This window comes from Kitasatospora sp. NPDC058190 (genome assembly GCF_042883685.1).
Lineage (GTDB): Bacteria > Actinomycetota > Actinomycetes > Streptomycetales > Streptomycetaceae > Kitasatospora.
Map to the genome: position 1 here is coordinate 47,121 of NZ_JBHVVI010000009.1, position 22,473 is coordinate 69,593.

Below are 22,473 nucleotides of genomic sequence, written 5' to 3' on the forward strand. Positions count from 1 at the left end.
CCGGTGACGAATCGCGTGCGTGACGCGTCCTCGGCCGCCCGGCAGCCCGGCGGGGCGGAAGCCGCTCCGGGCTCCCCGGTGCTGATGCTGCCCGGGCAGGGCTCGCAGTTCCCGTCGATGGGGGCCCCGCTCTACGAGTCCGACCCCCGGTTCAGGAAGGCGCTCGACGATTTCCTCGACGCCTTCGGCACCGGTGCGGACCGGCTGCGGGACGTATGGCTGAACGGTTCACCCCAGCAACTCGCCCGCGGGCCGTACGCCCAGCCGTTGCTGTTCGGCATCGGCTACGCGGCGGGCACGGTCTGGCTGGACGAGCTGGGGGATGCCGAGGTGACCCTGATCGGTCACAGCGTGGGCGAACTGGCCGCGGCCACGCTCGCCGGGGTCTTCGATCTCGGGCTGGCGGGCGCGCTCCTGAACGAACGGGCCCGGCTCCTCGAGCACGCCCCCCGCGGCGGTCTGATCGCCTGCCGCGGTACGGCGGAATCGGTACGGGAGCAGCTCGGTGCCCTGGACGGGAGCGCCTGGATCGCGGCGGAGAACGCGGACAACCAGTGCGTAGTGAGCTGTGCGGAGGAGGATGTCTCCGCCACGGTTCGTCATCTCGGCTCCCAGGGTGTGCCGTGCATGCGCGCCGCCGCGACCGAACCGTTCCACTCTCCTCTCCTGGGGCCCGCCGCTCTCGAGTTCGAGGAGTTCCTGGCCCGGTACGAGCACCGCCTGTCGCCGGCGGGGGTGCGGATGGTCTCGGCCTTCTCGGCGCGGAGGGTCAGCGACCGGGAGGTGCTGCCAGCCGGGTTCTGGACGCGGCAGATGGCCGAGCGGGTCGATTTCTGGGAGGCGCTCTGCCGGAACTTCGGTTCCGGTCCGCACACGTTCGTGGAGATCGGCCCGGGAACGGCCCTGTCCATGGCCGCGCGCCGGTTGCCCTCCGTTCGCTCCGGGCGTTCCGCCACCGTCGCCACGATGCCGCGCCACCGGCGCGAGGCCGAGTACGGGGAGTCGGTCAGGCGCGAGATCGTCGAGTCCTTCCGCTGACCACCAAGCCGGGACCGAAGTCCCCGAACGGCCCCGCGGGTGACGCCAGGAAAACCCGGACCACCGAAACCGTCAAATCGTCCAGGAACCAGAAAGCGGGGTTTCGGCCAAAGCTTGGTGTTAGCATTACTGAAGACTGAACGGGGGAGATCAGATGCAATGGCCGGCCACCCGAACGTCCGGGGCCTTTGGTGAACCAGGCGCCGCCTGCTGCCTATCAGTGCATCGCGCCAACAGACAGTCGGCCTGAGGGGCTTCGCGCGACACGGAGTTCCCCTTCCGGGTGAAATGGACCCCGGTATTCCGAATCGCTGGTTCCCACCCTTCCCGGTGTCGGCCCGCACCAGTCGCGGGCCGACCGTTCGGTCCCGAGTCGCATCCGGTGGATTTCTGGGTGCGCTCACGCATGCGTCGGCATCGCGGAAGGCCCGGCGTCCCCCACACCTGACCTGTCGCTGCTCCCGCCCATGACGTGGGCGGGAGTGCGCACGAGGATTTTCGAAGCCTTCTTCACGGGGGGCTGCCGCAGGCCCACGACCGATCGACCGGGTCGTGCCGGCAGTTCGAAGCAGGGCATTTTCTCAATTGAATCGAATGGCTGACGGGGGAAGAAGCTATGAGTTTCATTCGTTTTGACGTGCTGGGTTCACTTCAGGTTCGAAATGACGACACACTTGTTCAGCTGACCGGGCGGAAATACCGGACGGTGGTTTCCTATCTCGCCCTTCAGCCCGAACATTCGGCGGCGATGGAGGATCTGCTCCATGCCGCATGGGAAAAGAAGCGCCCTTCCAGCGCGAATCACCAGGTGCGGAAGATGATTTCCGCATTACGGCTCAGTTTCGACGACGGCTGGGACCTGGTGACGACCTCGCAGGAGGGCTACATGCTCAAGCTGACGCCCAAGCAGTCCGATGTCTCCGAGTTCCGCCGCCTCTACGACCGGGCGATGTCGAGCTCCCTGGCGAGTGACGAGGACCTCTCGACGGCGTACTCGGCACTGGCGCTCTGGCGTGGACGGCCGTGTGAGGGATCGGAACCGCGGGGGCAGGAACTCCGCATCTTCGAGCTGGTGGAGCAGCACCGCGTACTCCTGAACAAAACCGTGAAGGCATTCCATGAAAGAGGACGTTCCGACGAACTGACCTCGATACTGCACGTGGCGTCGAAGATCCATGGGCATCCGGTCCGCATGGGATCCGATGTCGCCGTTCCCGCCCCGCCCGTCCAGCCCGTGAGCAGCCTGCCCGTCCATAACGTCCCGCACCTGCCGTCCTCCGCGGCAAGGGACAGTCCCCCGGTCGGCCCGAGCTGCCTGCCCCGGGATCTGCACGATTTCGCAGGGCGGGAACGCGAGGTCGACGAGCTGGAAAAACTGCTGTCGGGGGGCGGGCCCCATCCGCTGCTCGTGGCGACGATTCACGGAATGGGCGGCGTGGGCAAGACGACCATCGCCGTCCGGCTGGCACACAAACTGGCCCGCCACTATCCGGACGGGCAGCATTTCGTGTCGCTGGACGGGTCCGCCTCGTCCTCCACGGCCAGTGTGTCCTGCGCGCTCGGGGTGCTGCTGAGGCAGAAGGGCGTTCCCGACGACGAGATCCCGTCCTCCGAGGAGGGGCGCCTGGCACAGTGGCGGACCCTCACCGCGGGGCAGAAGCTGCTCGTCGTGCTGGACGACGCGTGCAGCATCGCGCAGGTGGAGCCGCTCATCCCGCCCTCGCGCGACAGCGCGTGCGTCATCACCTCCCGCATCATCCTCAACGGAATCGACGGGGCCCATCACATCTCGCTCGGGCTGCCGGACGAGGACGAGTGCCTGAAGATGCTCAGCTCCATGGTCGATCAGCGCTTCGACGGCAGGCAGACGCAGGATGCCCGGGCGCTGATCCAGATGTGCGCCAACCTGCCGCTGGCGCTCCGCCTGGCAGCGGCGCGGATATCGACACGCGACTTCCTGGACCTGCGCGAGCTCAGCAACCGCCTCTCCTCCTCGACCTCCGTCTTCAGCGAACTGGAAGTGCCCGGGCGCAGTCTGGTCGGCCGGCTCATGACCTCGTTCACCTGCCTGGAGGAGTTCGATCACGACCGCTATCTGCGGCTCTCGCTCCTGCCCTGTCCCGAGATGGACGAGACCTCGGTCGCGGCCTCGCTCGGCGTATCGGCCGACTGGGCCCGGCGCGCGTGCCGGCGCTTCGCAGACCGGGCGCTGCTGCAACGGACGCGGTCGGGCACGTACCAGATGCACCCGCTGCTGTTGCACGCCGCGCATCTGGAAGTGCAGAAGAGCATCCCCCGCGAGGAGCAATGCCGCATCGCCCGCGCCGCGTTGCACCACTACAAGGCGTCGTACGGTCTGGTGGGGGCCAGCCGCATCAGCCCCTCGCCGAGCGCCGACGGCAATGTGGTGCTGCGGACCCTCACCCGGTCCGCCGAGCTGGCGGCGCGCCTGGGCCTCCAGGAGGAGTTCGTCGATCTGTGCGTCGCGTGGGAGGGGCTGATCTCCCGGCTGCTGGACACCCGGCAGCAGGAGGCGGTGTGGAATCTCGCGCTCGACGCCTCGCGGCGGCACCCGAACGGGTCGGTACGAGCGCATCTGAAGAAGTTTGTCCGAGGCCGTGAGCCGGCCGGGCCGTCCGGTCCCAGGCCGCATCCGTATCTGGACGTGAGCTGACGATGGACCGCATTCTTCCGGCTCCGCCCGTCGGCGAGGCGCTGCTGTCGCCGGGTTCGTACGGCTCCGCCGCGCGCGAGGAATCCACCGGGACGACGGAAGTCGTCGTGGGCGGTGGAGGGCTGCTGGGGAGGCACATCCTCGGCGTGCTCGGCCCACGTCCGGTCCGCCGGGTGTCCGTGCGGTGGGGCGACCACGCCCAGGCGTGCCGGCGGCTCTACGCGCTGGGAAGGGACCTGGCCAGGCAGCCGGCCCGCTGGAATCTGTACTGGTGTGCGGGCCTGGCTGTGTTCCACACACCGGCGCAACAGGTCGAGCGGGAACGCGTACTGGTGAGCCGCTTGCTGGCCGGCGTCAACGACGGGCTCGAACGGTCGGGTTCCCCTTCGAACGGCGCCCTGTTCTTCGCGTCGTCGGCGGGCGGCGCGTTCGCGGGCTCGGAGCGCGCGCCGTTCACGGAGTTCTCCCCTCCCGTTCCCAGGAATCCCTACGGCGAGGCCAAACTCGCCGTGGAGGAGGAAGCCCGGGCCCTGTCGCACCGGTGGCGACTGCCCACCGTGTCGGCCCGCATCACGAATCTCTACGGCCCCGGACAGAACCTCGCCAAGAACCAGGGCCTGGTCAGCGCCATCATCAAGGCCCAGCTGAGCGGCGAGCCCCTGCCGCTGCGAGCCGCGCTGGAGACCACGCGCGACTACATCTACGCGCGGGACTGCGCCCGGATGGCCGTCGCGGCGATGGAGGCGGTGCGTTCCCGTACCCAGGGGACGGACCCGTATGTCTGCAAGATCTTCGCCAGCGGGCGGCCCTTCCGGATCGACGAGCTCCTGGAGGTGGCCGAGCGTCTCTTCGACCGGCCGGTGCCCGTTGCGCACGAGCCCGTGGCGGCGGGTCCGAACGTCGATCTCTCGGTCACCTCACGGGTGTGGACGGATCTGGCGTCGTCCCCGTTCCTGAACATCGAGGAAGGAATGCGGGCCGTCCGTTCCGATCTCAGGTACCGGCTCGGACTGAACTGACCGGCTCCGGCGCCCGCTCGTCGGGCAGGGGCACCCCGACGTCGAGGCGGCCGATCACCTGGCGGGCCGCTTCGGCGAGTTCGGGCGGGCCTTCGACGGTGAAACGGCAGTTGAAGGTGACGAGGAAGCCGATGAGCGCCGACCAGGACCACGCCCCCATCCGGATCCGGGTGATCCGCTCGTCGATCGCTTCGAAGCTCGCCGCGCCCGGAGCCCACTTCGCCACCAGCGTCGCGGGGCACTCCATCAGGACGGTGCCCCAGCACGGCCAGGTGTCCGCGGTGTCCCCCCGGTCGGGCTGGCTCTGGACGAAGCGGGTGATGTCCGCCTCCGGCACTTCCCGAGGACCGAACCGCCAGGCGGTGGGGGCCAGTTGCCCGATGCGGTCGAGTCGATAAGTGTGCCAGGAGTTCCTGCGCTGGTCGTACGCCACCAGATACCAGCGCCCGGACCAGACGACGAGCCGATGGGGTTCGGCCAGGACCTCGTCGTCCTCCACCGGGCCGCGGTCGATGGACCGGTAGGCGAACCGCACCAGCTCGCGCTGCTGCGCGGCGGCGCTCAGCTGTGCCAGCAGCGCGGGATCGACCTGTGGCGGAGCCAGCTCCCAGGCGTTCTCTATCTGCTCGATCGAGAAGGTCGCCAGCCTGCGGGCCAGGTGGGGAGGCAGGAGCTCCTTGATGGAGTTCAGCGCCCGCTTCGTGGCGTCCCCCATGCCGGTCACCGAGGCCGGAGCCGTCTGCAGGGCCAGCGCGATGGCGATGGCCTGCTCGTCGTCGACTATCAGCGGGGGCAGCCGCGCTCCGCGGGACAGCCGGTAGAAGCCGGAGGGGCCCTTGCGCGCCGTGACGGGATAGCCCAGTTCGCGCAGCCGGTTGATGTCGCGCCGGACCGTCCGCGGGGACACCCCCAGCCGCTCGGCCAAACCGTCGCCGGTCCACTCCTTCTGGGCCTGAAGCAGGCTGAGCAGTTCCAGCGTTCGGTTGGCGATCACGGATTGCCCTCCGGATTGGTGTCAGTAGAGGTCAGAATACGTCCTCTTCTTCTGGCAGGGTGCCATTGGCTCGGAGGCGGGACGCCTCCCCGACACCCCCAGTACCTCGCCCTCGGCGACCGAACCGGGTGCACCCCCATCGAACAGAACGGAGGAACGCTGTGCCCGAGAATCCGGCTCGGCCCCTACCCACCAACCGGGACGCCTGGTTGGGCCTGGTCGCCATTTCCCTCGGTGTCTCGCTGGTGGTCGTGGACTTCACCATCGTCAATGTGGTGATGCCGCCGATCATCGACGACCTGGAGATCTCGGCCTTCGGCGCTCAGTGGATCCAGGAGTCCTACGCGATCATCCTGGCCGCCCTGCTGCTGGTGATGGGCCGCTTCTCGGACATCCTGGGAGCGCGCAGGCTGTTCATGGTCGGGACCGTGATCTTCGGGCTGGCCAGCATCGCCGCGGCGGTGTCGCCCACCGGGGAGCTGCTGATCGCCAGCCGGTTCGCGCAGGGTGTCGGTGGCGCGATCATCATGCCGACGTCGCTGGCGCTGCTCAATCTGACCTTCCGGGGGCCGGACCGCGGCAAGGCGTTCGCCATCTGGGGATCGACGATCGGGGCGGCCGCCGCGGTCGGACCGCTGCTGGGCGGCTGGCTCGCCGACTACTCCTGGCGGTGGGCCTTCGGCATCAACATCGCGGTCGTCGCGCTGATCCTCGCCGGCGTCATGAAGTTCCTCCAGCCCTCCCCCCGCCAGCCGGGACGGATCGACGCCGTCGGCGCGGTGCTGTCGGTGCTGGGCCTCGGACTTCTCGCGTTCGCGCTGATCGAGGGACGCAACTACGGGTGGTGGGAACCGCGCAAGGACTTCGGTCCCTTCGGGGACGGCACGGGCCTGTCGGTCATCCCGGTCGCCCTGGCCGTCGCGGTGGTGTGTCTCGCCCTCTTCCTGTTCCTCCAGGTGCGGCTCACCCGGGGCAACGGCACGGCGCCGCTGATGGACACCTCGCTGTTCGGCATCAAGTCCTTCAGCACGGGCAACATCGCGACATTCATCATCGCCCTGGCCGAGTTCGGCATGCTCGCCGTGCTGCCGCTGTGGCTCCAGTACGCCCTGGACTACTCCCCGGTCCAGACCGGGCTGCTGGTCTTCGTCGTCGCGGTCGGCAGCTTCTTCGCGAGCGGCGCGAGCTTCGGCATGGCCGAGAAGACCGGGCCGGTCGGCCTGGTCCGGATCGGCCTGGTCCTGGAGGCCGCCGGCCTGCTGATGTTCGGCCTGCTGGCCAGCAGCGACTCCCAGTGGTGGGTCATCTCCATCGCCCTGTTCCTGTACGGCATGGGGGTCGGCTTCGCCACCGCCCAGGTCACCAACGTGGTCCTGGCGGACGTGCCGCCGCGGCAGGCCGGCCAGGGCTCCGGAATCCAGAGCGCAGCGCGCCAGCTCGGCTCCGCACTGGGTATCGCGGTCCTGACCTCGACGTTCTTCACGGCACTGGCCTCCGACCTGTCGGACCGGCTCATCAAGCAGGGAACGCCCGAGGCCGGCGCCGACCAGCTGTCCTCGGCGGTCTCCGACAGCGCCGGCGCGATGATCTCCGGGCTGGGCGACAACCCGCAGACGGCGTCCGCCGCCGACGCCGCCCGCGACGCCATGTCCCACGCGATCCAGATCAACGGCTACACCTGTGCCGCGCTGCTCGCCCTCGGCATGCTGGCGACCTTCCTCATCCCCCGGCCCAAGCAGGGCGCCCAGCAGTGGGGAGAGGGCAACGCCGCCGACGCGGCACCGGACGCCGAAATCAACGCCGGCCGGACCCATGCCTAGAGGCGATTAACCGAAGGACGGCCACGCGGTCCACGCCGCGCTGTCCGTCCGGCTACACCCCGCGGAGTGCTGCGGGACGGGTGCGTACGCCCCGTCCCACAGCACTCCGCGTCGCTCGGGCACCGCTTCCCAGGACCATCCCATGGGGATACCTAGCGCCGCCCCTGCATCGGAAAGAGAGTGTGACGAGCACGGACTCCTCTTGCAGCGGTGCCCCACCTCCTCACATGGCCAACAGTCGAAGGGACATCATGACCATGGCAAATGCACAATCGCTGCCCCCGTCGTCGGCACCTGTCAGCCTGCAGCTTCTCGACCTCCTCATGGGGAGTTGGCGCGCCGGTGTCGTCAGCACCTTCGCGGAACTCGGGGTGGCCGACGCCCTGACGCCCGGGGCTCTGGGATCGGCCCAGCTGGCGGTTCGGCTCGGTCTCGAGCGCGACACCGCGGACCGGTTCTTCCGCGCCGGCACAGCGGTCGGCCTGCTGCGCCGGACCGACCAGGACACACTGGGGCTGACCGCCCTGGGCCGCGCCCTGGCCACCGACGACGCCAACTCCATGCGCAACTTCGCACGGTGGACGGGCTCCACCGCCGAACGGTCGACCTGGGCGCACCTGCCCACCGCGGTGCGCACGGGGCGCTCGCCCTTCGCCGCGATGCACGGTTCGGGCGTCTGGGAGTTCATGGAGTCCAATCCCGACACCGCGGCCGTCTTCAACTCCGCGATGACCGAGCTCTCCAAGAGGGTCATCCGCCCCGTGGTCGAGGCGTTCGACTTCTCCCGGTTCACGAGCGTCACCGATGTCGGTGGCGGGCGAGGGGCGCTCCTGTCCGCCGTGCTGCAGAAGCACCCCGGCATCTCCGGCGTCCTCTTCGACCAGCCGGACGTGGTCTCGCGGGCGTGGCCCGAGCTGTCGGACGCGGGGGTCTCGGACCGCGTGACGGTGAAGGCCGGCTCCTTCTTCGACAGCGTGCCGCCCGGGAGCGACCTGTACATGGTCTCCAACGTGTTCCACGACTGGGACGACGCGCGGTCCCGCCACATTCTCAAGAACATCGCGTCGGCCATGCGCGAAGGGGCGCATCTCGCCGTCGTCGAGGCCGTGGCCGGTCTGGACGACACGGCGGACCGGGCGATCTCGCTGATGGACATGGACATGCTCGTCCTCTGCGAGGGCAAGCAGCGCACCGTGCAGGAGTTCCGGTCCCTGATGTCCGAGGTCGGTATCGAGCTGGTCGGAGTCGCCCGGGCCGGCCTGCAGTCCGTCATCGAAGGAAAGAAAGTCTCATAGGAGGACGCATGCCGATCATCGAGCCGGAGAACGGCTCCCTGACCGTGTTCAACCTGTTCAACACCACGGACTCGGAGAAGCAGAAGATTCTCCTGGACGCCATGCGGGGCATCATCGCCAAGGCGAACTACCCGGGCTGGCGGTCGTCCACCCTGCACGCCGGAGTGGCGCGGCCCTGCGCGGCCAACTACATCCAGTGGCGGTCGATCGACGATCTGAAGGAGCGGTACGACGGCGAGAACTTCAAGCACAACACGGTTCCCTACTTCACCGATCTCACCACGTCGGTGCATCTGCTGAAGACCGAGGTGGTGTCCGTCCAGACGAAGGACGGCGGCTCCCTGGCGGAGATCGGCCCGGACCGCGACGACTTCACCGTCATCGTCCTAATGGGATGCGATCCCAAGCACCAGAGCGAGCTCGTGTCCATGTTCGAGAAGCCGGACTCCTGGATGCGGCAGGTGCCGGGATACCGCTCGCACAGCATTCTCCGGGCGCTCGACGGAGACATGGTCGTCAACTACGCGCAATGGGACGACGCCGCCTCCTACGAGGCGTTCCACACCATGCCGGAGGAGCAGCGCCCCGCGCACGACCGGCGGATGCGCGCACGCGGCAAGTCCCTGCTGACCTCGCGGGAGTCCAATACGTACGAGGTCGTCTTCTCCCGGTCCCGCCAGGGCGACGCGTCGTGACGGCGCCGATGACACCGCGCACGGTGGGCCCCGGAGACCCCCGGTACATCGAGCTCTCGCACTCGGACAACCACCGGTTCGCCGTCGAACCCGCGCAGTTCGTGCTGCCTGTCACGCCGGACGAGACCGTCGCCGCTCTGCGCGGGGCCGTCTCGGACGGGCGTGGCGTCGCCTGCCGGTCCGGTGGCCACTGCGGCCAGGACTTCGTGGGTACGCCGCGCCGTGACCTCGTCCTGGACCTCCACAACCTCAACGGGGTCGGCCTGTCCGAGGACGGACTCGGGGTGCGGATCGGTGCGGGTGCGACGGTCGACCAGGCCCAGAAGGCCCTGTACCGCCGGTGGAACACGGCCCTGCCCCTGGGGGCCTGCTCCGCGGTGGGCATGGGAGGGCTGGTCGCGGGCGGCGGCTACGGCCCGCTGTCGCGGCGGCTGGGGCTGGTGGTGGACCATCTGCGTGCCGTGGAGGTCGCCGTCGTGGACGAGTCCCGGCAGGTGCGTCTGGTGACCGCGCGCGCCGACGACACCGGCGACCTCGGCGAGCTCTTCTGGGCGCACACCGGCGGTGGCGGCGGCAACTTCGGCATCGTCACCGCCTACGAGTTCCGCAGCCCGGAGCACCTGGCCGACGGGCCGGTCGGCCTGCCCCGCGCCTCCGGCCGGCTGCACGTCCAGAAGATCATGTACCCCTGGGCGGCCCTGGACGAGCAGGCGTTCATCACCCTGCTGCGGCGCTTCTTCGAGTGGCACGAGCGCCACAGCGCGCCGGGAACGCCCGAGTCGTCGCTGTTCGCCACTCTCTTCGTCCAGCACCGCAGCTCGGGATTCCTGCAGCTGATGGTCCAGCAGGACGCCGACGTGGACCCCGAGGGCAGGATTCTGCGGGAGTTCGTCGCGTCGCTGACGGAGGGGACGGGCGCGGTGGGCATCCCCCGAGGGGGCGTCATGAGCTGGCTGACCGGCACCCGTTACATGAGTCAGGCCGACTGCGGCGACGTCATGGGAGCCCGCTCGGCCTCCAAGTCCGCGTACCACCGCACGACGCCCACCGACGACCAGTTCGCCGTGCTCCACCGCCACCTGAACTCCGACCACCCCGGCCAGGCCTCGTACGTCATGCTCAACAGCTACGGGGGGGAGATCAACCGGCGGGACCCGTCCGACACGGTCGCCGCCCAGCGGGACTCCATCGCGAAGTCGTCGTGGTTCTCCGCCTGGCAGGACGCCGAGCAGGACGGGCTCCATCTCGGCTGGCTGCGCGGCCTCTACGAGGAGTTCTTCGCCGGTACGGGGGGCGTTCCGGTCGTCGGCGACCGTACCGACGGCTGCTACATCAACTACCCCGACGCCGACCTCATGGACCCTGCCCGCAATCGCTCCGGGCAGCCCTGGCACCACCTGTACTACAAGGACAACTACGCACGCCTGCGGTCGGCGAAGCGTACGTGGGACCCCTTGAACATCTTCCACCACCGCATGTCCATAGAACCATGAGAGGAATCGCGAACGATGCCCACCGGCAGCACGGAGAAGATCCCCTTCGAGAAGCTCTATCAGGACGGGGAGAAGCTGGGCCCCCTCATGCCGTGGAACATCGGCGGACCGCAGCCCGCGGTACGCACGATCTGTGACGCCGGCGGATTCCGTGGAAACGTAGTCGATCTCGGCTGCGGACTCGGGGACAACGCGTTGTACCTGGCCGCTCAGGGACTCCGCGTCAGCGCGGTCGACATCTCGGAGGTCGCCGTCGAATGCGGCCGCGAGAAGGCCCGTCGCAGCGGCGTGGCGGTGGACTTCCGGGTCGTCGACGCGTTCTCCCTGGCGAGGTCCGGATCCCGCTACGACTCCGTGCTGGACAGCGCCTTCTTCCACACGCTTCCGGCAGAGGAAGTGCCCCGCTACACAGAGCTCCTGCGCGCACTCTGCGCCGACGGCGCCGAACTCCACCTGTTCACGTTCTCGACGGAACTCACGCCCGACTTCCCCGGGCCGCGCCGGATCTCCGAGCCGGAGCTGCGGGCGGCGTTCTCCGCGGACTGGGACATCAGGACGATCGAGGCGACCCGCTACCACAGTTCGCTTCCCGCCGAGGCCGTCGCCAAGATGGTCGACCCGCGGACCTTCGAGGTCGACGCCCCCACCGACAACCTCTCCGACCAGATGGTCGACGAAGCCGGGAACGTCGTTTCCCTGATCTGGCACATGCACGCCGTACTGCGTCCGCAGGAGAACCGATCGGAGCCCCGGGCATGAGGTTCACCGCCGTTCTCGTCGTCAACTACCAGAACCCCTGGTACGAGCTGTCGCTCGACGAGCGCATATCGATCGAGCACGAGCACGTCTTCCCCGGCATCGGCGCCTTCGTGAAGCGGGGCGGGGAGATCACCCCGGTGCGCGCCATCAAGTACGGGCGTGAGGCGGAGAGCTTCTTCGTCCTGGGCTTCGACGACATGGAGAACTACCTGGACCTCGTCCGGGAGCTCCGCTCCAGCCATCTGCTGACCTCGGGTCTGGCCGCCATCGAATTCGAGACGGTCGGGCTGAAGGAAGCCTACTTCGCCGAGCGCGACAAGGACCGGTCCGAGGAGGCCGCCTCGTGAAGGCCCTGTTCTACGCCGCGGGCACGAGCCCGGCCAGTGCCTTCGCGATCGGCCCCCTTGCCTCGGCGCTGCGGGCGTCCGGGCACGACATCCTGGTGGCTTCCTTCGAGGAGCTGTCCGGTGCGGTCACCGGCGTCGGTCTGCCGTCGATCCCGGTGGCCCGCGGCCATTCGACCGAGAGCATCAAGGCCGCCTCCGGGGGCAGGCCGGCGATCGAGTACCCCCACCGGCCCGAGCTGGAGATGCCCTACCTGGGTCACTGGTTCGGCCGCCAGGGAAGCTACGTCTTCGACGATCTGGTGGAGATCTGCCGGACCTGGGGCGCCGACGTCCTGATCGCGGGGAGCCAGGGACACGGTGCGGAGATCGCCGCCCGGCTCGTCGGCATCCCCTTCGTACGGCAGTCCTGGGACCTGTTCGACATCCACGGCTACGAGGAGCATCTCCACGAGGAGCTGGCGGGCCAGCTCGCCACGATCGGCGCGGACACGCTGCCCGACCCGTCGTTGCGCATCGACATCTGCCCTCCCGGGCTGACCGGCACGGCCAACACCTTCATGCGCTGGACCCCGCACAACAAGCAGCGGGAGATCGAGCCCTGGATGCTGAGGACTCCGGACCAGGGCCGGGTGTGCCTGACGATGGGCAGCTTCCGGTACGCCTTCCCGGGGGCGATGGACCGGATCTCGGCCATCGTGGAGGGGTTGCGGGCCCTTGAGGTCGAGGTCGTCGTCGCCATCGGCGAGGCCGAGGGCAAGCAGTTGGAGGAGAAGTACCCGGGCGTCCGGGCCGGCTGGATCCCGCTGGAGGCCATCCTGCCGACCTGCGAGGTGATCATCCATCCGGCGGGCGGCCTGACGGCCATCAACGCCATCAACACCGCCACGCCGCAGCTGATCCTCAACCCGTTCGAGGCGTTCGTACCGGCTCTCAAGCGCCTCACGGACTACGGATGCGCGCGAACGCTCTACCGCGAGGAAGGCACCGCCGAGGCGATCGCGCAGGTCGCCAAGGAGATGCTGGGCGACTCCTCGTACTGCTCCAGGGCCTGGGACCTCGCACAACAGGCCGCGACGGCGCCGACAGCGGTGGGCATCGTTCCGCTGATCGAAGACCTCGTCGCGCAGGGAAGGTGAAGCCGTGACTTCGACAATGACGATCCCGCGGACCGATCTCGATCCGTACACCGACGCGTCGATCACCGACCCGTACCCGGTGTACGGCGCGCTCCGCGACCTCGCGCCGGTGACGTACCTGACCTCCCATCAGGTGCACTGCGCCGCCCGCTACGACGAGGTCTACGCGGCCCTGCACCGCCACGGCACGTTCGTATCCGGTGAGGGGGTGGGCCTGATGGACACCCTGAACAAGGCGCAGAAGGGCAGCAGCTTCACCAGTGATCCGCCGTACCACGCCTATGTGCGCGGACTGGTGGCCCGGCATCTCAAGCCCCGCGCGATGGCCGACATCACGGGGTACGTCACCTCCTGGGCGGACCGGCTGGTGAAGGACCTCGTCGAGCGGGGATCGTTCGACGCCGTCCAGGACTTCGCGGTCGCGTTCCCGCTGGCCGTGGTGCCCGATCTGCTGGGGTGGCCCGAGGGCGAGGGGAAGGAACGGCTCCTGGAGTGGGCCAGTGCCGGATTCAACGCCTTCGGACCCATGAACGACCGGACCCGGGCAGGGCTTCCCCTCCTGGGCGAGATGAGCGAGTTCCTCCACCGGATGTCGCAGCCGGGCAATCTGCGTCCCGGAAGCTGGGGGGCCGAGCTGGTCTCGGAGGCCCGCGAGGGCAAGATCGAGGACAAGCTGCTGCCGGGGCTGCTCGGTGACTTCCTGGCCCCGTCCATGGACACCTCGGTCAGCGCCCTGTCCAGCATGCTGTGGCTGTTGGGCGAGCACGAGGACCAGTGGCTGCGCCTCAAGGCGGACCCCTCACTCATCCCGTCGGCGTTCAACGAGATCATCCGGCTCGAGTCACCGCTTCGCGGATTCACCCGCCACGTGGCGGACGACACCGAGCTGGGCGGGGCGCAGCTCCCCCGCGGGTCGCGAGTGCTCCTGCTCTTCGGCTCGGCCAACCGCGACGAGAGGTTCTGGAAGGACCCGGAGTCCTTCGACGTCGGCCGGCCGGGCGTGGCCCAGCACGTCGGCTTCGGGCACGGCATCCACGCGTGCGTCGGTCAGGCGCTGTCGCGCCTCGAGGGGCAGAGCCTGCTGGCGGCGCTCGTCCGCCACGTCGGCCGGATCGAGGTCTCGAAGCCCACGTGGCGGCTGCACAACACCATCCGAGGGATCGAGAGGATGGATGTGACGTTCCATGGACGAGCGTCCTGACGCCGGTGCCGTACTGGCCGTGGTCGGGATCGACGCCCGAAGGTGCGAGATGCACCGGCAGTGCGAGGGACTGTCGGACGCGATCTTCCGGTCCTCCGAGCAACGGGTCGTCCTGCGGGCGGGGGACGACCCGCCCGGTGGTGTCCGCCGGATGGAGCGGCTGATCAGGTCCTGCCCGATGGGCGCGCTCGAACTGGACATACCGGGGCCCGAGTAGGACGCGCGGAGCTATGAGGAGTAGAGGTCAGAGACTGACCTCTACTCCTCATAGCCTGACACCCCAGGAACCACAGGAGGATCTTTGAAACCCGCCCGATCATTGACCGAGGCATCGACAGCGGGCAGCACGGAGCGAGCCGCCGACCAGCCGCGAGCGGGTCGGCTGTCCCACGACAGCGGCCACATCGAGGTACGCGGGGCGCGCACCAACAACCTGCGCGACGTCTCGATCGACGTGCGCAAGGGCGCGCTCACCGTCTTCACCGGGGTTTCGGGTTCGGGCAAGAGCTCGCTGGTGCTCGGCACCATCGCGGCCGAGTCCCAGCGCCTGCTCAACGAGACCCAGCCGACCTTCGTCCAGGGGCTGCTGCCGCAGACGGTGCGCCCGGACGTCGACAGTCTGCGCAACCTCTCGGCCGTCGTGACGGTGGACCAGAAGCGGCTGGGCGCGGACCCCCGGTCCACCATCGGGACCGCCACCGACACCTATGGTCTGCTGCGCCAGCTCTTCTCCCGCCACGGCACCCCGCACATCGGCTCGCCCAGCCGGTTCTCGTTCAACGATCCGGCCGGCATGTGCCCGTCCTGTTCGGGCACCGGGGTGGTCACCGATGTCGACATCGACCGGCTGGTGGACCGCGACCGCTCCCTCAACGAGGGCGCGCTGCTCTTCCCCACCTTCGCGGTCGGCTCCGCGTTCTGGTCGATCTTCGTCAACTCCGGCTTCTTCGACCCCGACCTCCCGCTCCGCGAGTACGACGACGAGGCGTGGAGGACACTGCTGTACCTGGACCACGCCAAGGTCGACAGCCGCTCGCTGAAGGTGACGTACGAGGGTCTCGTGCCCAAGTTGCGGCGTCTGTACCTGAACAAGGAACTCGAATCGCTCCAGCCGCACGTGCGTGCCGCGGTCGAGCTCATCTCCACCACCGCGACGTGCGCCGCGTGCGAGGGCAGCCGTCTGTCGGCCGAGGCCCGCTCGGTCCGGGTCAACGGGGTGGGCATCGCCGAGTGCACGAGCATGGAGATCGCCGAGCTGCTCGCGCTCATGGAGAAGTGGACCGACCCGGCGATGGCCGGTGTCGTCGACGGCATCCGCACCGCGCTGGCCGCGATGGTCGAGCTCGGTCTGGGCTATCTCAACCTCCAGCGCCGTGCGGGCACGCTGTCGGGCGGCGAATCGCAGCGGGTGAAGATGGTGCGCCACCTGGGCTCGGCGCTGACCGACCTGACGTACGTCTTCGACGAGCCGACGACCGGGCTGCACGCCGACGACGTCGACCGGGTGTTGAAGGTGATGGCGAACCTGCGCGACAAGGGCAACACCGTCCTCGTCGTGGAGCACGACCCCCAGGTACTCGATGTCGCCGACGCGGTCGTCGACCTGGGGCCGGGCGCCGGAACTCACGGCGGAACGATCGTTTACGCGGGAGAGCCCGGCGGCCTTCCCGCGTCCGACGGGGCCACCGCCGCCGCCCTGCGCACCGTGCCCCGGCTGCGGGCCGCCCGCGAGCCGAGGGGGTGGCTGCGGGTGGAGGGCGCCGATCTGCACAACCTGCGCGATGTGACCGTGGAGTTCCCGCTCGGGGTCCTCGTCGTCGTCAGCGGGGTCGCGGGGGCGGGCAAGAGTTCGCTGAGCCGGGGCGTACTCCCGTCACACCTGGACTCCTGCGTGATCATCGACCAGAGCCTGCCCCGGGGAAGCCGCCGCAGCACGCCCGCGAGCTGGACCGGCATCCTGGATCCCGTCCGCAAGGCGTTCGCCCGTGCCACTGGGGTGAGTACCGCGCTGTTCTCGTCGAACTCGGCGGGTGCCTGCCCGGCCTGCAACGGTCTCGGGGTCACCGTGACGGAGCTGGGCCGGGGCGACACCATGGAGTCCACCTGCGAGGAGTGCGACGGCTCCCGGTTCCGCAGCGAGGTGCTCGCCCACCGGCTCCGCGGTCGCAGCATCGCCGATGTCCTCGCCCTGTCGGTGGCCGAGGCGTGCCAGTTCTTCACGGAACGGCCGATCAGGGCGGTGCTGGAGAGCCTTGAGGGGGCCGGGCTCGGCTATCTCGTACTCGGGCAGCCGCTGTCCACGCTGTCCGGAGGAGAACGGCAACGGCTCAAGCTGGCCGTCGAGCTGGCCTCGCCCTCCGACTTCTACGTGGTCGACGAGCCGACAGCGGGGCTGCACCGCCAGGACGTGGGGCGCCTGCTCGGCCTGCTGGAGCAGCTCGTGGCGAAGGGCAGCACCGTGGTCGTAGTGGAGCACGACCTGGACGTCATCGCCCAGGCCGACTGGGTGATCGACATGGGGCCTGGTGCCGGAGCGGCCGGCGGTGACGTCGTGTTCTCCGGGCTGCCCAGGGACCTCGTGGAGCACCGGACCTCGGTGACCGGGCGCCATCTCGCGGACCGGCTGAACGACGTGCCCGCCGCCGGGCCCGCACGCACATGACACATAGGGAGCGGAACAGATGACCAGGATTGCCGTCATACTCGGGAGCACTCGCCCCGGCCGGCGCGGGGAGACCGTGGCCCGGTGGGCCACCGAGGTCGCCGCGCGGCATCCCGCGGCGGTGGTGGGCGAGGTGACCTTCGAACTGGTCGACCTGGCGGACTACGCGCTGCCGCTGCTGGACGAGCCCGTGCCCGCGATGTTCGGCCAGTACCGCAACGAGGCCACGCGGCGGTGGGCCGCCGCCATCGGTTCGTTCGACGGATTCGTCTTCGTGACGCCCGAGTACAACCACTCCATGACCGCGGCCCTGAAGAACGCGATCGACCACCTGTTCGCCGAGTGGAACGACAAGGCGGCCGGGTTCGTCAGCTACGGCGTGCACGGCGGCACTCGTGCCGTCGAGCATCTGCGGCTGACGCTGGCCGAGGTGAAGGTCGCCGGCGTACGCAGTCAGGTCGTCCTGTCGGTGTTCGACGACTTCGACTACACCGGCTGCGACATGACGGACCCGACCTCGGCGGGCGTGTTCCGGCCCGGGGAGCGGCAGGAAGCGGCGATGAACACGATGCTGGACGAGGTCGTCGCCTGGTCGGTGGCGCTCGAGCCGCTGCGCGCGAAGGCCGCCGCAGATTCCGACGGCGATGCGGTGCCGGCTGGGTGAGGCACCGTATCGGCCACGCGGGGCCGCCCCGTCCCCTTGGGGGCGGCCCCGCAACCGCTCGCGACCTCGGACTTCGATGGCCCGGTCGGTGAGCTGCCGTTGACTGGCCAGGAGAGTCTTGCGCGTGACCACCTCGCGGTACCGCGGAGTCCGGAGCACCCCCGGGATCACGTTGGTGCCGATGACGATCAAGCTCGCGGGCCAGTGCGTTCACCGCCCGCTGCAGGGGCGTCGCATCCTCTGGTTCGGGCAGATACGAGAGCCAGCCCTCGGCCGAGGCGGCGTTCGCGACCGCGCCAGCGAGCCGCTCTATCTCTCGCAGGTGGTCGAGTTCGGAGAGTTCAGGTCGCGTCATGGCGGCCGGTCTCGCAGCGGCGCACGACCGGGACATCCCAGTTTCCACGCACATCCGAGACGAAACCGGGCCCTCGCTGGCCGGGCCTGTCAGGGGCCGACCCGAGAGGACCCGGAACCGCCAAATTACGAACTCGCCGCCCGAGTGGCTCTCATCGACGGTTCAGGCACGGATTTCGTGAAGGCGATCGCACTTCCGTGCACCGGTGACGCCCTGTCACCTCGGGGTGGGCGCTGACCGCGTGTGAGGAGATATCCCTTCTGCTCCCGCATCTCGCGGGGACGCGGGTCGAGTGCATGGAGGTACGGGACGGCCTCGTGGTGATCGAAGCATCGACACCGGAGGGCGCGCTCATGTCGTGTCCCGGCTGCGGGGCACGGTCCGGCCGGGTGCACAGCCGGTACGGTCGACGGTTCGCGGACGCGCCGTGCGGCGGCCGAGGCGTTGTGATCGAACTGTCGGTCCGCCGGCTGTTCTGCGACAACCGCGAGTGCCGGCGGGTGGCCTTCGTCGAGCAGATAGACGGGCTGACCTACCGCTACGGCCGCCGTACGCCCGTCCTGCAGCGTCTGCTCAGCGCGCCGGGCGTTGTCCTGGCCGCTCGCGCCGTCGTCCGCCTGGCCCTGCTGCTCGGCGTCACGATCGGTCGGATGACCGTCCTGCACCTGGTCATGGCACTGCCGGACCCCGCCTGGACGACGCCGGGGGTGCTCGGCATCGACGAGTTCGCCACCAGGAAGGGCCGCCGCTACGGCACCATCCTGGTGGACTGCGAGACCCACCAACCTTTCGACCTGCTGCCCGACCGCGACGTGGACAGCGTCGCCGCGTGGCCTCGTTGTCTCGCGAACATACGAGACACCACCTCCAATGCCGCCCTGACCTGACGGCATTGGAGGTGCCCCGCCTTGCGATGCACCCGTTGATGGGGGTGCCCCCGCTGGGGCTGGGGGAGTCCCGCGCTGATCCGGCCTGGTCCGTGAGAGAGGGGCGCCGAGCGGGTCCGGCGGGTGGGATCACCGAGCGCGCTCAGCGGTCCAGGGTGCGCAGGGCGGTGAGGCAGTCCGCGGCCCGGCGCTGCGGATCGGTGTCGGTGCTGGCCCAGGCGATCCGGGCATCCGGCCGGATGAGGACGGCGGTGACGTCCCGCCAGATCGGATCCGCTGTTTCGGTGTTGACGGAGGCTGCTCGCTGTTCCAGGCCGTGCGTGGGGCACGGCGTCCGTGTGCCGCCGAGGTCCAGCAGCAGCGGTCGGCCGTGGTGCATCAGCGGGTGGGCGGTGGGTGCGTCGGGCGTGTCCAGGGTGAGGCCGGCCAGTCGGGTGCCGTTCAGCGGGTGCGCGCCGGGTGCGGTGGCGGCGGGGAGCGGGTCGTCGAAGCCGGCGATCCGGCGGGCCCACTGGCGGTTGGTCTGCGGTTCGGCCAGTGCGGCGGACCAGACCTCGCGCAGCGCGATCTGCTCGGGGTTCGCCGCGGCGAAGAGGGCGAGCTGCGCGCGGGTGTTGTCGATGACGGCGCGGGCGGCCGGCCGGCGCTCCGTGTCGTAGCTGTCGAGCAGTCCGTCGGGCGCCCGGCCCTGGAGGGTGGCGGCCAGCTTCCAGCCCAGGTTGGTGGCGTCCTGGATGCCGAGGTTCATGCCCTGCCCACCGGCCGGGAAGAACATGTGCGCCGCGTCCCCGGCCACCAGCACCCGTCCGGCCCGGTACCGCGCGGCCTGACGGGTGGCGTTGCCGTAGCGCGACAGCCAGCGGGGGTTGCGCATGCCCAGGTCCCGTCCCAGTAGCGTGCGGGTCTGCTCGCGCACCTCCTCCAGGGTCAGCGGTTCGCCGGTGCCACGGTGCATGGTGGCGATGGAGAGGCCCGCCAGGCGGTGGACGCCGTCGCCGATCGGGGCCGCCAGGAACGAACCGGCCGGCCCGGTGGCGGCGAGCGGCGCGGTGGGCGGATCGTCGAGTTCGACGTCGGCGAGCCACCCGGTCAGCGTGGTGTCCTGACCGGGGAAGTCGATGCCGGCCGCCTGGCGCACCGCGCTGCGGGTGCCGTCGCAGCCCACCACCCAGCGGGCCCGCACGGTCCGGTGGGTGCCGCCGGCCCGGATCACCACCTCGACGGCGTCCGGCCCCTGGGTGAGCGAGACGACCTCCTCCCCGCGCAGCACCCGGGCGCCCACGGCGACCGCGTGCTCCTCCAGGAGCTGTTCGGTGACGGACTGACCGAGCGCCAGCATGAACGGGTGCACCGCCCCGACCGTGGAGAAGTCCAGCCGGGTGGTCGCCGCCCCGAAGTGGCCGGTCGGCACCGGGGTGCCGCGTTCGATGAACCGTTCCGCGAGCCCGCGGGTGGCGAAGGTGTCCAGCGTGCCGGCCTGCATGCCGACCGCGCGCGACCGTCCGTCCGGTGCCGCCCGGCGTTCCACGACGGTCACCTCCACCCCGTGCAGGCGCAACTCCGCGGCCAGCCAGAGTCCCACCGGGCCGGCCCCGGCGATGAGTACGTCGAGCATGACAACCACTTCCTTTCACTCATGGACATTGCTTGGACAGATGGCGACGTGACGCGGGGGCGGCCCACGCGGCGGGCTTTCGCAGGTGTTCCGACGGTGTGGTCTCGGTGCGGAGGAGGCGGTGCAGAGGGGGGCTGTCGAGCCGCTCGTACACCGATCCTTCTGCCGCACGACGGACGGCCGGCTCACCGGGGTGAGCATCCCGGTCCGTACGGTGGCGATCGGCGGCGAGGCCGCCCGGGGCTTGCGGCGCGACGAGATGCCCGCCACCTGCCTGTCGGCCGCGACGACCGGTGCCGACCGGTTGCGCCGGGCGATCACGGCGTGAGTGCAGGGTGGCTGACGTCGCCGTCAGCAGTACCGGGCACGCTGCCCTGCTCCGTGCGGGTCCGGGGCGATGCCACGTCGCCGCGGTCGCTCCGGTGGTGCTCGATCGTCGGGACGGCGAGGGCCGCGGCGGTGGCGAGCACGGCGCTGCCGGTCAGGAACCAGAAGGTGCTCGTGTAGCCGGAGTCGTGGGGGAAAGGGTGGCTGACCGTGACCCCGGAGGACAGGATGCTGGCCGTCACCGCGCTGCCGATCGCGCCGCCGATGGTGCGGACGTTGGCGTTCATCCCGCTGGCCACCCCGGTCTGGGACGGCGGGACGGCCTCGACGACGATGGCGGACATGGCGGAGAAGGCGAGGCCGAGGCCGACGCCGAGCAGGGCCGAGGCGGTGTAGATCTCCCAGGACCGGTCGTGGGCCGTGGCCAGGACCGCGAACGGGGCGACGGTGACCAGGCTGCCGGCGATCAGCACGCGCTTGGAGCCGAAGCGGGTGGCCAGGGGACCGGCGATCACGCCGAGGACGAACATGCCGCCGGTCAGCGGCAACATGTAGACCCCGGACTGGCTCACGCTCGCGCTGAAGCCGTAGCCGGCGAGCCGCTGCGAGGTCTGGACCAGCTGCGGTAGGAAGCTCATCGTGGTGTACATCCCGGTGCCGAAGAGCAGGGCGACCAGGTTGGCGGTCCACACCGCCGGGACGCGCATCATCCGCATGTCGATCAGTGGGGCGTTCGAGCGCAGCTCGACCACGACCCAGCAGGCGGCGAAGACCACGGCGACCGCGAACAGGCCCAGGATCCGGGGCGAGCCCCAGCCCCATTGCGTCCCCTCGCCGGCGGCCAGCAGCAGGGCCACCAGCCAGACGGAGAGCAGCAGCGCGGCACCCCAGCTGATCCGGCCCGGGGTGCGCACCGGCGACTCGGGCACGAACAGGTAGGTCGCGATGGCGGCGAGCGCCGTGAGGATCGTCGGTGCCCAGAACAGCCAGTGGTAGTCCAGGTGGTCGACGATCGGTCCGGCCAGGATCAGCCCCAGTCCGACGCCGACGGCGGACAGCGCCGCCGTGACGCCGACGGCGCCGCGGACCTTCGCGGCGGGGAACTCGTCACGGATGATGCCGAACGCGAGTGGCACCACGGCGCCACCTGCGCCCTGGATGACCCGTGCGACGATCATCGGGCCGATGGAGTGGGAGGCGCCGGCCATCGCGGAACCGGCGGTCAGCGCCGTGAGGGTGGCGAGCAGCATCCGCTCCTTGCCGGCCTTGTCGCCGATCCGGCCCAGGATCGGGGTGGCCACGGAGGCGGACAGCAGGTAGCCGGTCATCAGCCAGGTCGCGGTCGACTGGCTGGTGTGCAGGTGCTCCATCAGGGTCGGCAGGACCGGGACCACCAGCGATTGCAGCAGCGAGTACGCGCCGACGCCCAGCAGCAGGACGGCGAGGGTCAGGTTGTCGTGCGGACGGGTACGTGTTCGGGACATGGGTGCGG

The 22,473-nt window shown here is 69.8% G+C and carries 19 protein-coding genes; 16 read left to right on the forward strand and 3 right to left on the reverse strand.

What is annotated here, in order from left to right:
• The first annotated feature begins 3 nt into the window (after nucleotides 1-3).
• The 3 genes from ACFVWU_RS06395 (at nucleotide 4) to ACFVWU_RS06405 (ending at nucleotide 4,731) form a co-directional block, all read left to right on the forward strand.
• Entirely contained in the window at nucleotides 4-1,038 is a 1,035-nt protein-coding gene (locus tag ACFVWU_RS06395; RefSeq protein ID WP_387616376.1) for an acyltransferase domain-containing protein, read from the forward strand.
• Between the two features lie 616 nt (nucleotides 1,039-1,654).
• Entirely contained in the window at nucleotides 1,655-3,712 is a 2,058-nt protein-coding gene (locus ACFVWU_RS06400) for an NB-ARC domain-containing protein (protein ID WP_387616378.1), read from the forward strand.
• A 2-nt stretch (nucleotides 3,713-3,714) separates the two neighbouring features.
• Nucleotides 3,715-4,731 carry an NAD-dependent epimerase/dehydratase family protein gene (locus ACFVWU_RS06405; RefSeq protein WP_387616380.1) on the forward strand — a complete coding sequence of 339 codons (1,017 nt, stop codon included), beginning with the start codon at nucleotides 3,715-3,717 and terminating at the stop codon, nucleotides 4,729-4,731.
• Here the strand turns inward: ACFVWU_RS06405 and ACFVWU_RS06410 are convergent.
• Nucleotides 4,706-5,725 (reverse strand): helix-turn-helix transcriptional regulator, encoded by a 1,020-nt coding sequence (locus ACFVWU_RS06410; RefSeq protein WP_387616382.1) that lies wholly within the window; start codon nucleotides 5,723-5,725, stop codon nucleotides 4,706-4,708. The two genes, ACFVWU_RS06405 and ACFVWU_RS06410, sit on opposite strands and share 26 nt — an antisense overlap.
• A 161-nt stretch (nucleotides 5,726-5,886) precedes the next feature.
• Here ACFVWU_RS06410 and ACFVWU_RS06415 point away from each other — a divergent pair, with 161 nt between their 5' ends.
• The 12 genes from ACFVWU_RS06415 to ACFVWU_RS06470 all read left to right on the forward strand — a co-directional run bounded on the left by ACFVWU_RS06415 (nucleotide 5,887) and on the right by ACFVWU_RS06470 (nucleotide 19,039).
• Nucleotides 5,887-7,545: an MFS transporter gene (locus ACFVWU_RS06415; protein ID WP_387616384.1), complete on the forward strand. Its 1,659-nt coding sequence runs from the start codon at nucleotides 5,887-5,889 to the stop codon at nucleotides 7,543-7,545.
• A gap of 257 nt (nucleotides 7,546-7,802) precedes the next feature.
• The gene (locus ACFVWU_RS06420) at nucleotides 7,803-8,840 is read left to right on the forward strand and encodes a methyltransferase (protein ID WP_387616386.1); all 1,038 of its coding nucleotides are present in this window, start codon (nucleotides 7,803-7,805) and stop codon (nucleotides 8,838-8,840) included.
• A gap of 8 nt (nucleotides 8,841-8,848) precedes the next feature.
• Nucleotides 8,849-9,535, forward strand: a complete 687-nt coding sequence (locus ACFVWU_RS06425) for an antibiotic biosynthesis monooxygenase family protein (RefSeq protein WP_387616388.1) — start codon at nucleotides 8,849-8,851, stop codon at nucleotides 9,533-9,535.
• 23 nt (nucleotides 9,536-9,558) lie between these two features.
• The gene (locus ACFVWU_RS06430) at nucleotides 9,559-11,028 is read left to right on the forward strand and encodes an FAD-binding protein (protein WP_387616390.1); all 1,470 of its coding nucleotides are present in this window, start codon (nucleotides 9,559-9,561) and stop codon (nucleotides 11,026-11,028) included.
• A gap of 15 nt (nucleotides 11,029-11,043) precedes the next feature.
• A complete protein-coding gene (locus ACFVWU_RS06435) occupies nucleotides 11,044-11,787 on the forward strand; it encodes a class I SAM-dependent methyltransferase (RefSeq protein WP_387616392.1) in 744 nt (247 codons plus the stop codon).
• Complete coding sequence (locus ACFVWU_RS06440) at nucleotides 11,784-12,134, forward strand: hypothetical protein (RefSeq protein WP_387616394.1); 351 nt, start codon at nucleotides 11,784-11,786, stop codon at nucleotides 12,132-12,134. Before ACFVWU_RS06435 ends, ACFVWU_RS06440 begins: the two co-directional genes overlap by 4 nt.
• Nucleotides 12,131-13,270 carry a glycosyltransferase gene (locus ACFVWU_RS06445; protein WP_387616396.1) on the forward strand — a complete coding sequence of 380 codons (1,140 nt, stop codon included), beginning with the start codon at nucleotides 12,131-12,133 and terminating at the stop codon, nucleotides 13,268-13,270. The genes ACFVWU_RS06440 and ACFVWU_RS06445 overlap by 4 nt, the downstream gene beginning before the upstream one ends.
• A 4-nt stretch (nucleotides 13,271-13,274) precedes the next feature.
• Nucleotides 13,275-14,471, forward strand: a complete 1,197-nt coding sequence (locus tag ACFVWU_RS06450; protein ID WP_387616398.1) for a cytochrome P450 — start codon at nucleotides 13,275-13,277, stop codon at nucleotides 14,469-14,471.
• Complete coding sequence (locus tag ACFVWU_RS06455) at nucleotides 14,455-14,688, forward strand: hypothetical protein (protein ID WP_387616400.1); 234 nt, start codon at nucleotides 14,455-14,457, stop codon at nucleotides 14,686-14,688. Before ACFVWU_RS06450 ends, ACFVWU_RS06455 begins: the two co-directional genes overlap by 17 nt.
• Nucleotides 14,689-14,790: 102 nt before the next feature.
• Nucleotides 14,791-17,133: an ATP-binding cassette domain-containing protein gene (locus tag ACFVWU_RS06460; RefSeq protein WP_387616402.1), complete on the forward strand. Its 2,343-nt coding sequence runs from the start codon at nucleotides 14,791-14,793 to the stop codon at nucleotides 17,131-17,133.
• Nucleotides 17,134-17,152: 19 nt separating this feature from the next.
• Complete coding sequence (locus ACFVWU_RS06465; protein ID WP_387616404.1) at nucleotides 17,153-17,797, forward strand: NADPH-dependent FMN reductase; 645 nt, start codon at nucleotides 17,153-17,155, stop codon at nucleotides 17,795-17,797.
• A 708-nt stretch (nucleotides 17,798-18,505) separates the two neighbouring features.
• On the forward strand, nucleotides 18,506-19,039 hold the full coding sequence (locus ACFVWU_RS06470; RefSeq protein ID WP_387616406.1) for a transposase family protein: 534 nt from the start codon (nucleotides 18,506-18,508) through the stop codon (nucleotides 19,037-19,039).
• 142 nt (nucleotides 19,040-19,181) lie between these two features.
• Here ACFVWU_RS06470 and ACFVWU_RS06475 read toward each other — a convergent pair whose 3' ends face one another.
• On the reverse strand, nucleotides 19,182-20,654 hold the full coding sequence (locus ACFVWU_RS06475; RefSeq protein ID WP_387616409.1) for an FAD-dependent monooxygenase: 1,473 nt from the start codon (nucleotides 20,652-20,654) through the stop codon (nucleotides 19,182-19,184).
• 121 nt (nucleotides 20,655-20,775) lie between these two features.
• Between ACFVWU_RS06475 and ACFVWU_RS06480 the strand changes: the two genes are divergently transcribed.
• Nucleotides 20,776-20,982 carry a hypothetical protein gene (locus ACFVWU_RS06480; RefSeq protein ID WP_387616411.1) on the forward strand — a complete coding sequence of 69 codons (207 nt, stop codon included), beginning with the start codon at nucleotides 20,776-20,778 and terminating at the stop codon, nucleotides 20,980-20,982.
• Here ACFVWU_RS06480 and ACFVWU_RS06485 read toward each other — a convergent pair.
• A complete protein-coding gene (locus tag ACFVWU_RS06485; protein WP_387616413.1) occupies nucleotides 20,972-22,465 on the reverse strand; it encodes an MFS transporter in 1,494 nt (497 codons plus the stop codon). The genes ACFVWU_RS06480 and ACFVWU_RS06485 overlap by 11 nt on opposite strands.
• Nucleotides 22,466-22,473: the final 8 nt, after the last annotated feature.

Coding starts and splice junctions, on each gene's coding strand:
- ACFVWU_RS06455 (WP_387616400.1), top strand. CDS start 14,455: ATGGACGAGCGTCCTGACGCCGGTGCCGTACTGGCCGTGGTCGGGATC.
- ACFVWU_RS06435 (WP_387616392.1), top strand. CDS start 11,044: ATGCCCACCGGCAGCACGGAGAAGATCCCCTTCGAGAAGCTCTATCAG.
- ACFVWU_RS06425 (WP_387616388.1), top strand. CDS start 8,849: ATGCCGATCATCGAGCCGGAGAACGGCTCCCTGACCGTGTTCAACCTG.
- ACFVWU_RS06405 (WP_387616380.1), top strand. CDS start 3,715: ATGGACCGCATTCTTCCGGCTCCGCCCGTCGGCGAGGCGCTGCTGTCG.
- ACFVWU_RS06400 (WP_387616378.1), top strand. CDS start 1,655: ATGAGTTTCATTCGTTTTGACGTGCTGGGTTCACTTCAGGTTCGAAAT.
- ACFVWU_RS06475 (WP_387616409.1), bottom strand. CDS start 20,654: ATGCTCGACGTACTCATCGCCGGGGCCGGCCCGGTGGGACTCTGGCTG.
- ACFVWU_RS06440 (WP_387616394.1), top strand. CDS start 11,784: ATGAGGTTCACCGCCGTTCTCGTCGTCAACTACCAGAACCCCTGGTAC.
- ACFVWU_RS06420 (WP_387616386.1), top strand. CDS start 7,803: ATGGCAAATGCACAATCGCTGCCCCCGTCGTCGGCACCTGTCAGCCTG.
- ACFVWU_RS06470 (WP_387616406.1), top strand. CDS start 18,506: ATGTCGTGTCCCGGCTGCGGGGCACGGTCCGGCCGGGTGCACAGCCGG.
- ACFVWU_RS06485 (WP_387616413.1), bottom strand. CDS start 22,465: ATGTCCCGAACACGTACCCGTCCGCACGACAACCTGACCCTCGCCGTC.
- ACFVWU_RS06465 (WP_387616404.1), top strand. CDS start 17,153: ATGACCAGGATTGCCGTCATACTCGGGAGCACTCGCCCCGGCCGGCGC.